The organism is Arthrobacter sp. SPT-J7 (genome assembly GCF_059089965.1).
In genome coordinates this window covers 121625-134793 of record NZ_JBNHFF010000008.1, presented here as the reverse complement: position 1 = coordinate 134793, position 13169 = coordinate 121625, and the positions used below count along the sequence as shown (strand labels likewise).

Here is a 13169-nt window from a genome sequence, read left to right as displayed (position 1 = left end):
GACACGCCGCTTCCCCACAAAAGCATTGAAATGACACTGACGTTGTTTATGTTACTTGTGAGGTAAATGTTGCTTAAGTGACCGAAGATGCATATTCTCAACGTGCTGTGTGAATGCAGTTCGGTCTAGTTGGGGTGCCCCGTTCGCACATTGACCGCTCTCGGCCCCAAGGCCGGCCGTTCCGAAAGGGCGCGCGCATTTACTGCGCTCGTATTAAGGACCCGTTCGGATGAGGCTGCTTCCCTCGGGGCGTCGTGCCCCGCATCGATCGACGACGCCGGTGCGCGCCGTCGCGCTTTTCTCGGCTACCGCCCTGCTCGTCTGCGCCCCGGCTCTAGCGCCGGCCGTCGCCGCTCCGGCCGGAGCGCTGCCGCAGGTGTCGTCCGTGGGGATGATGCTGCCGGCAGCGCCGGCACTTCCTTCCGGTGACGAGATCGACGATGCCAAGGGCGATGCAGCCGCCACGCAGGCGCTGGTGGACCGGATCGAAGAGCAGTTGAAGGCAGCTTCGGGGAACCTGGCCAACGCCCGGTTCGACTCGATGCGATCGCAGAACACGTACAGCGAGTCGCTGCTGAAGCAGCAAGAGCGGACCGCCGAGCTCGATGATGCCAAGGCGAAGGCCTCGCAGGCCGCCGAATACTTCGACTCAGTCAAGAACCAGGTGGGCCAGCTGGCCGGCGAGCTCTACCGAAACGGCGGGGTCAACCCGGCTTTGAGCGCGCTGCTGGACAGCAAGGACACCAGCGACGTGCTGTACAAGGCTTCCACTCTGGATGCCCTGACCGCTAACCGCTCACAGACACTGACCGAATCCGAGCAGGCCGCCCAACTCTGGGCCGCCTGGGAGCTCTATGTCGCGCAGGCCGAAGAGGCCGCCCAGGACGCCGCGGTAGCAGCGGAAGCTGCCGAGACTGACGCCAAGGCCGCCAGCGCAGCCCAGGAACAGCTGGTGATCCGCTATGAGGAACAGCGGCAGACGCTCCTGGTGCATCTGGCGGAACTTCGCGGCACCAGCACTAGCGAAGAAGACGCACGCATCGCAGCCTTGGAGAAGGCCGAGCAGGACCGCCAACTTCAGGCGTTAGTCGAGCAGTCGGCGCAAGAGGCGGCCGCGGCCCAGCGGCCGGCCAGGAACAATTCCCCGGCACAAGGTTCCACGGTGGCGCCGGCCAGCGACGAAATTACGCCGTCCCGGCCCTCCGCACCGACGCCGCCCCGGCCTTCCACGCCCTCGACGTCCAGGCCTTCCACCCCGTCGACGTCAACTCCACCGGCGCCCCGGCCTTCGACGCCGAGGCCGTCCACCCCCGCGCCGTCCATCCCCGTGCCGTCCGCTCCCCCCGCGCCGGCAACGCCACGGCCAACTCCGCCGCCCGCTAAACCAAAGCCCCAACCCAAGCCGGAGCCCGAGGTCGTTGCACCTCCGCCCGTCGTCGGCGCTCCTTCGGTGAACGGCGGCATAGCAAACGCAGCCATCAGTTACGCGATGGGTAAGGCATCCAACCCGAAAACAAAATATGTCATGGGCGGTAATGGCCCTCTGGCTTTCGATTGCTCCAGCCTCACGCAGCACGCGTTTGCCAATGCCGGCGTGAACATCCCCCGCGTCGCGCAAGCCCAATATGACTACGCCACGTATAAGATTCCGCTTTCTCAACTGCAGCCCGGCGACTTGGTTTTCTGGGGCGAGCCCAACGCTATCTGGCATGTGGCCATCTACATCGGTAACTGGCAGGTTGTCCAAGCCCTTAACCCAGGAGCAGGGCTTGTAGTGACTCCCATTGGGGATATGTACGGAAAGCTGCACACCTTTGGGGCGCGCTGGGCCGTCTAGGTCATAAGCAGGTTAATGAGCCGGGCCCGGAACCTTAGCGGTTCCGGGCCCGGCTCATAAGTGGTTATTGGCCTTCAGCGTCCGGGAGCGGACCGAAGTTCCGGCGGTCGTCCAACCGCGGATCCTGCCGGTCCGGGACCACCATGACCGGCCCCTTGGCGTGGTGCAGCACGCCCTGGCTGGTGGAGCCGAGCAGCATGCCGGCGAAGCCGCCGCGGCCGCGCGTACCGACCACCAGAAGTTCGGCCGTGCGGGAAGCGTCGATCAGAAGTTCCACCGGCGAGCCGTCCTGTACCTCGCCGATGACCTGCAGGCCCGGGAAGTGGCTCTTGATCCAGGCCACGCCGGCGTCGAGCTGCTCGCGGATGTCGGCGTAGAGCGCCTCCCGGTCCAGCGGCGCGGGCACCCACGCCAGCGAGCCGGTGAACGGCGGCAGCGCGCACACCAGCTTGAGCGGATAACCAAGCCGTTCCGCCTGCTCCGCCGCCACCAAGGTGGCGTTGCGTGCCTGCTCCGAGCCGTCGACGCCGACGACGACGACCTTCTCGATGTCCTCCGGCCGCACGGCCTGTTCCTTGGACCGCGGGACTTCAATATCCAGGCCACCGAGCCGGGGTGCGCAGGCCAGCGGAATGGTCACAGTGGGGCAGTCCGCATGGGCAGGGACGGCGCTGCTGACCGAGCCGAGCAACCGGCCCATGAAGCCCCCGCGCCCGCGTGTGCCGACCACTATCAGTTCGGCCTGCTCGGAAAGCTCCAGCAGGACGCCGGCAGCATCGCCGGTTTCCACCCGGGAGTCCACATCGAGGTTATAGCCGGCGATTTTCGCCACGGCCTCATCCAGCACGGCTTCCGCGCCTTCGCGGATCACGGAATCGTCCAGCGTGGCATAGCCGGCGTCCATGCTTGAGGCAGCAAAGACCGGAACGGTATAGGCAGTCACGACATGCAGTGGAGTACGGCGCCGCTGCGCCTCCTCAGCAGCCCAGACCAACGCACAGATGCTTTGGTCGGAGCCGTCGACTCCGACGACGATCCCGCGTGGCGCGGCACCCTGTCCGGCGCTTCCGGCCGTGCCTTCTGTCATTCGTTCCGCCTCCCTCAACGATGCGCGGGCATCCTCGCCAGCTACCTTCAGCTTACTCTGCAACAAAAGCCTTCTCAGTGGCCGGAAAGTTATGTAGGCTTCGGTGAAATTACTATTGAACAACAGTTTCACAAACGCGTTGCGGGCGGTCCGTTCGCCGTCCGAGGTTCTCCCTACCGTTCAAGGAGTCCGTGCAGTGAGTGGAGTTTCCACCCCAGAGGTCTCGACTGAGTACACCACCACGGTGGTCATCGGCTCCGGACTGCCCGGATTGGCGGTGGCCAGTGAACTGAGCCGCCGAGGCGTGTCCTCGATAGTCGTTGAGGGCCTGCTCTCGCAGCCGTCCGACCCCATCCGCCGGTCCGCGTTGCCCGACTCGTCGGTCCGCGGCGAACGCAATGACCTGCTGCGGTTACTGCAGGCGTACGCCGCCAGCCATGATCTCGACATTCGACGCAGCACCTTTGCCTGCGGAGTCAGCCGAACCCCCGGTCAGACTGCGCCGGCGCTGCAGCTGGACCCGCACCCAGGAGCGCTGGAGGCACGCACGGCCCGCGTCCCGTCGATCAGCCGGGACAGCAAGCAGCGCTGGGTCATCCGCACCGAACGCGGGCTGCTGGTAGCCGAATCCGTAGTCCTGACGGGCTGTGCGCAGAACCAGATGCGGCGCCTGCTCCGCAGCCTGGGCATCGCGGCAGGGGAAAACGCGGTTGCCGTGCTGAACGCCATTGGCCTCTACCTGGTAGGCGTTGCAGACCTGCTGGCCCCCAGCACCCGGGAGATCATCCGGCAGGCGAAAGTGGCCGGAAACGCCATCGCCTCCTCCTGCCGCACGGCCGTCGCCTGACCCTCGGCAGCCGAGCGCCGCCGTCGCACGCCTCTGCACGCTGTAGGAGCGTAGAATTCTGGGGAAACTTCCAACTATGCCACTCACCTGTGGAGGACATTCCCCATGCCCGCAAAGGCAGCAGTAGCCGACAAGACTCCGGTGCTCGACCGATACTTCGAGATCACCAAGCGCGGCTCCAATTATTCACGTGAAATCCGCGGCGGCCTGGCCACGTTCTTCGCAATGAGCTACATCGTGGTGCTGAACCCGCTGATCCTGGGTGGCGCCGATTCAACCGGAGCCATGCTGGGCGCCGAACGCGTCGCAGCGGTGACGGCCTTGGTCGCCGGCGTGCTGACGATTGCGATGGGCGCGTGGGCCAAGTACCCGTTTGCCTTGGCGACCGGTTTGGGCGTCAACGCCTTCGTCGCCATCACGGTTGCGACGAATCCTGGCCTGACCTGGCCGGACGTCATGGGCCTGGTGGTGCTCTCCGGCATCACCATGCTGATCCTGGTGCTGACCGGGTTCCGGACCGCGGTGTTCAACGCCGTGCCACAAAGCCTCAAGACCGCCATTGTGGTGGGCATCGGCATGTTCATCGCCCTGATCGGCCTGGTCAACGCCGGCTTTATCCGCCGCATTCCGGACGCGGCGGGCACCACGGTACCGGTGGGCCTCGGGTTCGAAGGCGTGCTGCTGGGCTGGCCAACGCTGGTCTTTATTTTCGGCCTGATCCTGACCATCGCCCTGGTAGTGCGCAAGGTCAAGGGCGGCATCCTGATCGGTGTGCTGTCCGCTACGGTGCTCGCGGTGATCATCGAAGCGGTGGCCAACGTCGGGCCTTCGGTGGGCCCCGGTGGCTTCAACCCGCAGGGCTGGTCCCTGGTGGTGCCCGAACTGCCGAACGGCAGCTGGGTGGGACTGCCCGACCTGAGCCTGATCGGCCAGGTGAGCGTTTTCGGCTCCTTCGGCACGCTGGGCTTCACGGCCGCTTCCCTGCTGGCCTTTGCGATCCTGCTGAGCATCTTTTTCGACGCTATGGGCACCATGGTGGGCCTGGCCAATGAGGCAGGGCTGACCGACAAAGAGGGCAACATTCCGCACGTGGACCGGGTGCTGATCGTCGACGCCGTGGGCGCTGTTGCCGGCGGCGCCGCATCGGTCTCCTCCAACCAGATCTACGTGGAATCCGGTGCAGGCATCGGCGAAGGCGCGCGCACCGGCCTGGCCAACGTCGTCACCGGGCTGCTGTTCCTGATGGCCATGTTCTTCACGCCGCTGATTTCGCTGGTGCCCTTCGAGGCAGTGGCGCCGGCGCTCGTCGTCGTTGGCTTCATGATGGTGTCCCAGGTGGGCAAGATCGATTGGTCCGACTGGGGCGTAGCCATCCCGGCGTTCCTGACCTTTACGCTGATGCCGTTCACGTACTCCATCGCCAACGGCCTGGGCGCGGGCTTCATCGCCTACGTGCTGGTGCGCACGTTCCAGGGCCGGGCCAGGGAGATCCACCCGCTGATGTGGATAGTGGCCGCTGCCTTCGTGCTCTTCTTCGGCATCGGGCCGGTCGAGCAGCTCATCGGCTTCCGCTAACCAACCGACGCTCCCAGGACAGCGAAGGGACCGGTGCCGTCCCCCAACGGATGGCACCGGTCCCTTCAATTTGCCCTGATCAGGGCTTGCCCTGGGCCGGAGTCAGACCGGCCCGGGGCCGCTTAGGCCCGGGTCCGCACCTCGGATCCGGTCTGGGCGGCGATGTCGGCGCGGTCCAGATCGCGCAGCGAGGCACCCTTGGTTTCGCGTGCGAAGTACACGGCCACGATGGTGATGATTGACGCGACCACCAGGTAGAGGGCAACCGGCAGCCAGTGGCCAAAGTCCTTCAGCAGCGTGGAAGCGATGATCGGGGCAAGCGAGCCGGCGAAGATCGACGTCACCTGGTAGCCGAGCGAGACGCCGGAGTAGCGCATCCGGGTGGGGAACATCTCGGCCATGATGGCCGGCTGGCCCGCGTACATCAGGCCATGCACGGCAAGGCCCAGGAAGATCGCGGCCAGAATGATGATCGGGTTCTGCGTGTCGAACATCGGGAAGGCGACGAAGGCCCAGACGCCCGACAGCACGGCGCCGGCCATGTACACCGGCCGGCGGCCGATGGTGTCCGACAGCCGCCCGTAGAACGGGATCACCACGAAGTGGAAGGCGTGCGCCAGGATCAGCAGGCCCAGCACGGTGGTGACGTCGAAATCGTGCACCGTCTTCAGGTAGGTGATGGAGAACGCCACCACGACGTAGTAGATGATGTTCTCCGCCACGCGCAGGCCCATGGCGGTAAAGACACCGCGCGGGTACCGCTTCATTACTTCCACCACACCGTAGGAGGTGGACTTGACCTTGGCGGACTCCGCCTGCGCTTCCAGGAAGATCGGCGCCTCGGTGACCTTGGTGCGGATGTAGTAGCCGACGATCACGATGACTGCGGAGAGCCAGAAGGCAACGCGCCAGCCCCAGGCCTGGAATTCGGCCTCGGAGAGGATGCCGGACATGACCCACAGCACCACGGTGGCCAGCATGTTGCCCATCGGCACGCCGGCCTGCGGCCAGGAAGCCCAGAAGCCGCGCTTGGCGTTCGGGCTATGCTCGGCGACCAGCAGCACTGCGCCGCCCCACTCGCCGCCGATGGCGAAGCCCTGAATGAATCGCAGGGCCACGAGCAGACCCGGCGCCCAGTAACCGATCTGGTCGAACCCGGGCAGGCAGCCCATCAGGAAGGTGGCTGCGCCGATCAGGATGATGCTCAGCTGCAGCAGTTTCTTCCGGCCCACCTTGTCACCGAAATGTCCGAACACGATGCCGCCCAGCGGCCGGGCGATGAAGCCGACGGCGAAGGTGACGAACGCTGCGATAATCGCGTCCAGTTCGGTGCCGGCATCCGGGAAGAACAGGGCGCCGAAAACCAGCGTTGCCGCCGTGGCGTAGAGGAAGAACTCGTACCATTCAACAACCGTGCCGGCCATGGAAGCCGTGACAACCTTGCGCAGGACCGACGGCGGTGACTCGTGCGAGGTGCCGGACCCGGGTCCGGTGGGGGTGGCGTGGGCGCTCATCTTTCTCCTTGCGTGGCGTGCGGATACTGCGGTGCGTGGCCGCCGGGATGTTCCGGCATGCCTGTGAGTGAGGTCACAATACGACGAAGCTGAGTATTCCCTGTAAACGCGTGTGCATCAATGGCAAACTTTGCAGGTGCGTTCTGCAAAAATGCAGACATGACCTCCGCGCCTCCGCCCACCAATCCGGACGACCTCATCATTCTGCTCGCCGTGGCCCGCACCGGTAGGTACACCTCCGCAGCAGAAAACCTGGGCCTGAACCACACCACGGTCTCGCGCCGGATCGCAGCCTTGGAGAAGGCCTTGGGCGGCCGGCTGTTCTCCCGCGCGCCGGGAGGCTGGGAACTGACCGACCTTGGCCGCAAGGCGGCTGCGGTGGCCGAACGGATCGAGGAATCACTGTCCGGGCTCAACCGCGCGCCGGACGAAGCAGACCAACTGGCGGGGGTGGTGAGAATGTCGGCCACCGATGGCTTCAGCGCCTTCGTCGCCGCGCCGGCGATTGCCCGCCTGCAGCAGGACCACCCAAAGCTCAGCGTGGAGATTGTGACCGCTGCCCGGCGGGCTTCACAGCACCGCCCGGGGTTGGATTTCGAAGTGGTCGTCGGACGCCCGCAGGTTAACCGTGCGCAATCCATCCGGCTGGGCAGCTACGTCCTGGGCCTGTATGGCTCCCGCGAGTACCTGGCCAAACACGGCACGCCGGACAGCGTCCGCGCGGCGATGAACCACCCGCTGGTGTATTTCATCGACTCGATGCTGCAGGTGGACGACTTGGACGCCCCCCGCCGGTTGCTGCCGGCGATGGTGACCGCTCTTGGTTCCACCAATGTGTTCGTCCATGTGGAGGCCACCCGGGCAGGTGCCGGCCTGGGCCTGCTGCCGTGCTTCATGGCCAACCGGCATCCGGATCTGGTCCGCGTCCTGCCCGAGGAACTGGAGGAGCGCCTGGGTTACTGGTTGGTGGCGCGCCCGGAGTCACTGCGGCAGCCGGCCGTCGCCGCCGTCGTGGATGTGCTCAGGCGAGAGGCCCGTACCCGGGAGGCAGAACTGATGGGACGGCCGGCAAAAGGTGGAGAGGCGGCCGGTTAACACAACGACAGGGGGCACCGGGCGCCAGATCCCAGATCACTTGGAGGTGGCTCCCACTGGCGCTACGCGACTGCGTCAAGTTTGATGTGACACATGGGGGTGCCTGTATACGTTCCGGTTCTGTTGGCTGCCAGCGCTTTTGTCTGCGTGGGATTGGTGATGTTTCTGGCCCGCCGGACCCGCATGACCAACGACGCCTCGCTCCACAACGGGGTATCTGTGAAAGGGGCATCGGCAGTTGGTTATCTCGACTGGCATGGCGATCACGAAGCTCTGCGCCGTAAAATCTCCGTGGTTACCGAGCGCTATGCGAAGTACGTCAGGGTCGAAACAACGCCGTCGAAGATCGACGTCTACGTACGGCCCAGTGTCTGGACCTGGGGAGAAGTTATTTCCATCCTCCTGCCCGAGGAGATGCCCGCACGGATCAAGGTGACGTGCTCGCCGCGCATTAAAGCCACCGTCTACGACTACGGTCAGAGCGGCAAGGACCTGGCGGAATTCATCGACCTGATGAAGTGACCAAAGCCCGAGCCAATGCCGGTTGGTGCGCTCAGCTGGAGCCAAGCCATCCAGCTTGACCCATGAACCGCCATAGGCCGGATAGGGGCCAAACACGGTGAAAGGATTAATTAAACCGAGATGCCGGGTACTGGACCTAACTTGGGGGGATTAGGTTGTCAGCACCCGGCATCCGGCGCCGGATCAAATCCGGCTGAGCAGACATAGTGCTCCAGCCACCATCCATAGTGTCGAAGCCGTTTTTTCTATGCCTGCCTCCGGAGAGCCAGCCGCAAGCGGCTCACTCCCGGGCCTAGTACGGCCGCCGATCGGCCGTTCGCTTCCATCTTACAAACAATTTCGAGCCGAAGTCATAACGTTCCAAGAACGGCAGCTATTTGACCGGTTGGTCTTGCCTGATCGCCGATCCTCTGCAAAACTGCGCCGTTTTTGCCCCATCCCACAGCTGCGCAGGCACTGCGCCCTGCAGCAGTTCGCGGATCAAGACCGGGCCGGTCTCCAACGGTTCGTCGCTGGCGGCGATCACCACGTTTCCGTGCCGCCGGCCCTTGAACATCGGCGGGTCGGCGATCATCACCAGGTGCTCGAAAACCTCACCGATGGTCGCCGCCTCTTCGCGCACCCCAGTCAACTGGGGCGTGTCGCCGCAGTTCACCAGATAGACTCCGCCGGGCGAGAGCACCCGCCGCACCGCGCGGGTGAATTCCAGCGTGGTCAGCCCCTCCGGGGTGGCACTGCCGGAGAAGACGTCGCGGATCAGCAGGTCCCGGCTGTCTTCGCTCAGCGATTCGGTCACCGCCCGGGCTTCACCTACCCTGATCCGCACCAGCGGCGCCCGCGGGATGTCGAACCACCGCCGCACCAGGTCGGCCAGCTTCGCATCAATCTCTACGACGACCTGCCGGGCCTGCGGATAGGCAGCCGCCAGGTAGCGGGCCATCGAGCAGGCTCCGCCGCCCAGGTGCAGGACCCGCAGCTTTGCCTCCGGCGCCCAGCGGGATTCGATCAGCGCCGCCATCCAGCGCATGTATTCAAAGTCCAGGCGCAGCGGATCGCCGACCACCACGTGGGACGACTGCACGCCGTTGATCTTGAGCAGCCAGCTGTCCGCGGAATCCGGTTCCCGGATCAGCTCGGCTGTCCCGGAAGAAATTTCGTAGCGCCCTTCGGCCGGCCCAAGGGACGCCTCCGCCTCCCGGGCCTGGTCGGCACGGGCACTCCGCCGCCCCATCGACTACTTGACCAGAGCCAGTGCGAAACCGTCCCAGCCCTTGCCGCCAACGGTCTGGATCGCGGTGGCGTCCAGTCGCTCGTCGGAACCCAGCAGCGCCAGCGCGTCGCGGGTGCCCCGGATGTCGCGGTCCTCCGTACTTCCGTCGCCGCCATCGGCCAGCACCTGTCCGGAGCGGACCACGTTATCCACCACAATCAGGCTGCCCGGACGCGTCAGTTGTAGCGCCCACTCCACATAGTTCCGGTTGTTTTCCTTGTCCGCGTCAATGAACACCAGGTCGAAAGGCCCGGCGTTTTCGGCGGCCAACTGCGGCAGCGTGTCCAGCGCCGCACCCACCCGGATGCTGACCTTATCCGCCTCGCCGGCGGCCTCCAGGTTCCGCTGGGCCACCTCGGCGTGGTGCGGCTCGTACTCGCAGCTGACCACTTCGCCGTCGTCCGGCACCCCGCGGGCCAGCCAGATGGTGCTGTAGCCGCCGAGCGTACCGATCTCCAGCACCTTGCGCGCGCCGGTCGACTTGGCCAGCAGCATCAGCAGCTTCCCCTGCGGCGCGCTGACCTCGATGGCCGGCAGGCCCTCCCGCGCGGCACCCTCCCGAGCGGAAACCTGTGACTGGTCCTCAGCCACCAAGGTGACGGTCAGGTAATCCTCAACGGCGGTCCACTCCGTCACGGGATCGGGGGCCGAAGCGTCCGGCCGGGCCGTCACTGCTGCTCCCGTTCGGCGATGGCGGCTTCCAGCCGGTCCACCTTTCCGGTGAGCTCTCCGTAATAGCCCGGACGGATGTCTGCCTTGAGCACCAGCGAGACCCGTGATCCATACCGCCCCACGGCTTCGGTGGCGCGCTTGACCACGTCCATGACCTCGTCCCATTCGCCCTCGATGGTGGTGAACATGGCGTCGGTCCTGTTCGGCAGGCCCGATTCCCGGACAACCCGAACGGCCTCGGCGACGGCGTCGTGCACCGAGGCGTCGTGCGGTGCGGGACCGGCCGTGGGAACTCCGGAGGGTGCAACAGAGAAGGCTACAAGCATGGCCTCAGTCTTCCATAGGGCCACGACCAACGACAGGCCCACCGTCACCTGCCGCAATCGGCGGGGCCCGGCTCACGCCGGAGAGTGATGGAGAGTACATGCATATACATGGAAATCGTGGGGCTGCCGGGCTACGGTGGCAAGAGGACCACAAGCCCTACTGCTCCGGCAGACGCCACGGAGCGGAACGAAACGCAGCCCAAGGAGATCCCATGAAAGCCTGGCAGTTCACCAATACCCACGAGCCCCTCGTACTGGCCGAGGTCGACGAGCCAACAGCCGCCCCCGGCGGTGTGGTGGTCGACATCAAGTCCGCCGGCTTGTGCCACTCCGACGTCGGCATGCTCGAGGACGAGGGCTGGCTCTCCACCCTGGCCAAGCGCCCCATTACCCTCGGCCACGAGGTCGCCGGGGTCATCACCGAGGTCGGCGACGGCGTGACCGACTGGAAGGTCGGGGACCGTGTCGGCTTCTGCCCCACCACTCCGGCGGGTGCTCCCGGTTACGCGTTCGACGGCGGCTTCTCCTTCAAGGCAGCGATTGACCAGCAGGCACTGGTCCGCATTCCGGACAATGTCAGCTTCTCGCAGGGTGCAGCCGGCACCGATGCCGGCATGACCAGCCACCACGCCGTGATCGCCAACGGCCAGGTGAAGGCCGGCGACAAGGTCGGCATCATCGGCTTCGGCGGCCTCGGCTCGATTGGCGCCCGCGTTGCCGTGCTGGCGGGCGCAGAGGTCTACATCGCAGAAGTCAACGAGAAGATCTGGGACCAGGCCAAGGAAATCGGCGCCAAGGACGTGGCCAAGTCCATCGCCGAGTTCAAGGAGATCGGCCTGGACGTCATCGTGGACTTCGCCGGCTTCGGCACCACCACGGCCGAGGCCATCGAGACGGTCCGCCGCGGCGGCCGCGTGGTCCAGGTGGGCATGGGACGGCTCGAGTCGACCATCAGCACCAAGGCCCTGATTCTGTCCGAGGTCACCCTGGTGGGCTCGCAGGGCGGCACCAAGGAAGACGTGCAAGGCGTCTACGACTACTTCGCCACCGGCAAGCTCAACCCGACCGTCACCGAGATTACCTTTGACGAGATCCCGGAAGGACTGGAGAAGCTCAAGAAGGGCGAAGTCGTTGGCCGGCTGGTCGCCAAGATTGCTGACTGACTCCTGATCAGCAAGACGGACGACGGCGGTGCACCCCGCCGTCGTCCTGCGTTAAAGGGTGCGGAGATCGGGCCGCTATCCCCAGCCGGCCAGCCGGAGCAGGGCGGCCGCGGCGGCTCCGGCAATGACCACCACCAGGAAGGGCGCCCGCAGCAGCAGCGCGACGGCGGCGGCCAGCAGAGCTCCGAGCCGGGCGTCGAACACCAACTGCTGGCCGCTGGAGAAGGCGTTGACCACCGTCAGCGACGCTAGCAGCCCGATGGTCATGGTGGCGGCGACGCGGGACATCCGCTGGTTTTTCATCCACTTGGCCGGCACCAGATAGCCGGCCAGCTTGGTCAGATAGGAAATCACGCAGGCGGCGAGGATCCAGATCCACAGGGTCACGGGGCTTCCTTTCCGCCGGCGCTGTCGGCGGGACCGCCGTCGCGCCGGGTGGGAGCGCCGTCCTGCCCGGAGGCGCGACGTTCGGACTCGGCGAACGTGTGGGCACAGTCGTGCTCGGCGTACGGTTCATCGTAGGGCTCGATGTCCGGAGCCATCCCGGCCGGAACCGGCTTGTGCGTGAACCATCCGATGGCCGCGGCCACGGCTGCCGCCACCAGGATGGGCACGCCGCTGGGCACGAACGGCACGGCCAGCAAGGTGGCCAGCGCACATGCCACGGCGATGGCAGCTGGCTCCTTGCCCTTCAGCCGCGGCCAGAGCAGGGCCAGGAAGGCGGCGACTGCCGCCCCGTCCAACCCCCACTGCTTCGGATCCCCCATCGCGTTGCCGGCAAGCGCACCCACCAGGGTGAAAACATTCCAGAGCAGGAATATGCCCACCCCGGCAGTCCAGAAACCGCGCCGCTGCTCGCCCGGATCCTCCTGGCCGGACGCGGTGGCGGTTGACTCGTCGATGGTCACGTGGGCAGCCAGCGGGCGCCGCCACCGGCGCGGAGACACGAGCGCGTTCATCTGCATGCCGTAGATGCCGTTGCGAATGCCCAGCAAGGCGGAAGCAGTCATCGCGGCCAGTCCGGTTCCGCCGCCGCCGATGACTCCGATGAACGCGAACTGCGAGCCGCCGCTGAACAGCAGCAGGCTCAGCGCTACGGTCTGCCCGAGGTCCAGGCCGGACGCCACGGACAGCGCGCCGAAGGAGATCCCGTACAGCCCGGTGGCGACGGATATGGACAGCCCCACCTTCACGGCCGGGGACTGGAGAAACTTCACCCATCTACAGTAGCCGGGCACGCGGGTGCGGTGTCAGCCCTGGC

The 13169-nt window shown here is 65.8% G+C and carries 13 protein-coding genes; 6 read left to right on the top strand and 7 right to left on the bottom strand.

Features of this window, described 5'->3' with window-relative positions:
* The first annotated feature begins 229 nt into the window (after positions 1 to 229).
* Positions 230 to 1837, top strand: coding sequence for a C40 family peptidase (locus AC5RWX_RS14125; protein WP_493940654.1), 1608 nt, complete (start codon positions 230 to 232; stop codon positions 1835 to 1837).
* A 64-nt stretch (positions 1838 to 1901) separates the two neighbouring features.
* On the opposite strand, the gene AC5RWX_RS14120 is transcribed toward AC5RWX_RS14125, so the two are convergent.
* A complete protein-coding gene (locus AC5RWX_RS14120; RefSeq protein ID WP_493940653.1) occupies positions 1902 to 2924 on the bottom strand; it encodes a universal stress protein in 1023 nt (340 codons plus the stop codon).
* 196 nt (positions 2925 to 3120) lie between these two features.
* Here AC5RWX_RS14120 and AC5RWX_RS14115 point away from each other — a divergent pair, with 196 nt between their 5' ends.
* Positions 3121 to 3771: an FAD-binding protein gene (locus AC5RWX_RS14115; RefSeq protein WP_493940652.1), complete on the top strand. Its 651-nt coding sequence runs from the start codon at positions 3121 to 3123 to the stop codon at positions 3769 to 3771.
* Positions 3772 to 3876: 105 nt separating this feature from the next.
* On the top strand, positions 3877 to 5346 hold the full coding sequence (locus AC5RWX_RS14110; RefSeq protein WP_493940651.1) for an NCS2 family permease: 1470 nt from the start codon (positions 3877 to 3879) through the stop codon (positions 5344 to 5346).
* A gap of 122 nt (positions 5347 to 5468) precedes the next feature.
* Here AC5RWX_RS14110 and AC5RWX_RS14105 read toward each other — a convergent pair whose 3' ends face one another.
* Positions 5469 to 6860 (bottom strand): MFS transporter, encoded by a 1392-nt coding sequence (locus AC5RWX_RS14105; RefSeq protein ID WP_493957835.1) that lies wholly within the window; start codon positions 6858 to 6860, stop codon positions 5469 to 5471.
* 159 nt (positions 6861 to 7019) lie between these two features.
* On the opposite strand from AC5RWX_RS14105, the gene AC5RWX_RS14100 reads away from it, so the two are divergent.
* On the top strand, positions 7020 to 7955 hold the full coding sequence (locus AC5RWX_RS14100) for a LysR family transcriptional regulator (protein ID WP_493940648.1): 936 nt from the start codon (positions 7020 to 7022) through the stop codon (positions 7953 to 7955).
* Positions 7956 to 8138: 183 nt separating this feature from the next.
* Positions 8139 to 8477 carry a hypothetical protein gene (locus AC5RWX_RS14095; protein ID WP_494097548.1) on the top strand — a complete coding sequence of 113 codons (339 nt, stop codon included), beginning with the start codon at positions 8139 to 8141 and terminating at the stop codon, positions 8475 to 8477.
* A gap of 373 nt (positions 8478 to 8850) precedes the next feature.
* Here the strand turns inward: AC5RWX_RS14095 and AC5RWX_RS14090 are convergent, their stop codons facing one another.
* Genes AC5RWX_RS14090 through AC5RWX_RS14080 form a run of 3 tightly spaced genes read right to left on the bottom strand, consistent with a single transcriptional unit; the run spans position 8851 to position 10745 of the window.
* On the bottom strand, positions 8851 to 9708 hold the full coding sequence (locus AC5RWX_RS14090) for a spermidine synthase (protein ID WP_493940646.1): 858 nt from the start codon (positions 9706 to 9708) through the stop codon (positions 8851 to 8853).
* 3 nt (positions 9709 to 9711) lie between these two features.
* On the bottom strand, positions 9712 to 10419 hold the full coding sequence (locus AC5RWX_RS14085; protein WP_493940645.1) for an O-methyltransferase: 708 nt from the start codon (positions 10417 to 10419) through the stop codon (positions 9712 to 9714).
* Positions 10416 to 10745, bottom strand: coding sequence for a thiamine-binding protein (locus AC5RWX_RS14080; RefSeq protein ID WP_493940644.1), 330 nt, complete (start codon positions 10743 to 10745; stop codon positions 10416 to 10418). The genes AC5RWX_RS14085 and AC5RWX_RS14080 overlap by 4 nt, the downstream gene beginning before the upstream one ends.
* A gap of 212 nt (positions 10746 to 10957) precedes the next feature.
* Between AC5RWX_RS14080 and AC5RWX_RS14075 the strand changes: the two genes are divergently transcribed.
* Complete coding sequence (locus tag AC5RWX_RS14075) at positions 10958 to 11908, top strand: zinc-binding dehydrogenase (protein WP_493940643.1); 951 nt, start codon at positions 10958 to 10960, stop codon at positions 11906 to 11908.
* A gap of 75 nt (positions 11909 to 11983) precedes the next feature.
* Here AC5RWX_RS14075 and AC5RWX_RS14070 read toward each other — a convergent pair whose 3' ends face one another.
* Positions 11984 to 12295, bottom strand: coding sequence for an AzlD domain-containing protein (locus AC5RWX_RS14070; RefSeq protein ID WP_493940642.1), 312 nt, complete (start codon positions 12293 to 12295; stop codon positions 11984 to 11986).
* The gene (locus AC5RWX_RS14065; RefSeq protein WP_493940641.1) at positions 12292 to 13125 is read right to left on the bottom strand and encodes an AzlC family ABC transporter permease; all 834 of its coding nucleotides are present in this window, start codon (positions 13123 to 13125) and stop codon (positions 12292 to 12294) included. Before AC5RWX_RS14065 ends, AC5RWX_RS14070 begins: the two co-directional genes overlap by 4 nt.
* Between the last annotated feature and the right edge of the window lie 44 nt (positions 13126 to 13169).

What these genes read in the sequence shown, in the direction of transcription:
- AC5RWX_RS14125 (WP_493940654.1), top strand. Translation starts at nt 230, where the DNA reads ATGAGGCTGCTTCCCTCGGGGCGTCGTGCCCCGCATCGATCGACGACG.
- AC5RWX_RS14120 (WP_493940653.1), bottom strand. Translation starts at nt 2,924, where the DNA reads ATGACAGAAGGCACGGCCGGAAGCGCCGGACAGGGTGCCGCGCCACGC.
- AC5RWX_RS14110 (WP_493940651.1), top strand. Translation starts at nt 3,877, where the DNA reads ATGCCCGCAAAGGCAGCAGTAGCCGACAAGACTCCGGTGCTCGACCGA.
- AC5RWX_RS14105 (WP_493957835.1), bottom strand. Translation starts at nt 6,860, where the DNA reads ATGAGCGCCCACGCCACCCCCACCGGACCCGGGTCCGGCACCTCGCAC.
- AC5RWX_RS14100 (WP_493940648.1), top strand. Translation starts at nt 7,020, where the DNA reads ATGACCTCCGCGCCTCCGCCCACCAATCCGGACGACCTCATCATTCTG.
- AC5RWX_RS14095 (WP_494097548.1), top strand. Translation starts at nt 8,139, where the DNA reads ATGACCAACGACGCCTCGCTCCACAACGGGGTATCTGTGAAAGGGGCA.
- AC5RWX_RS14090 (WP_493940646.1), bottom strand. Translation starts at nt 9,708, where the DNA reads ATGGGGCGGCGGAGTGCCCGTGCCGACCAGGCCCGGGAGGCGGAGGCG.
- AC5RWX_RS14080 (WP_493940644.1), bottom strand. Translation starts at nt 10,745, where the DNA reads ATGCTTGTAGCCTTCTCTGTTGCACCCTCCGGAGTTCCCACGGCCGGT.
- AC5RWX_RS14075 (WP_493940643.1), top strand. Translation starts at nt 10,958, where the DNA reads ATGAAAGCCTGGCAGTTCACCAATACCCACGAGCCCCTCGTACTGGCC.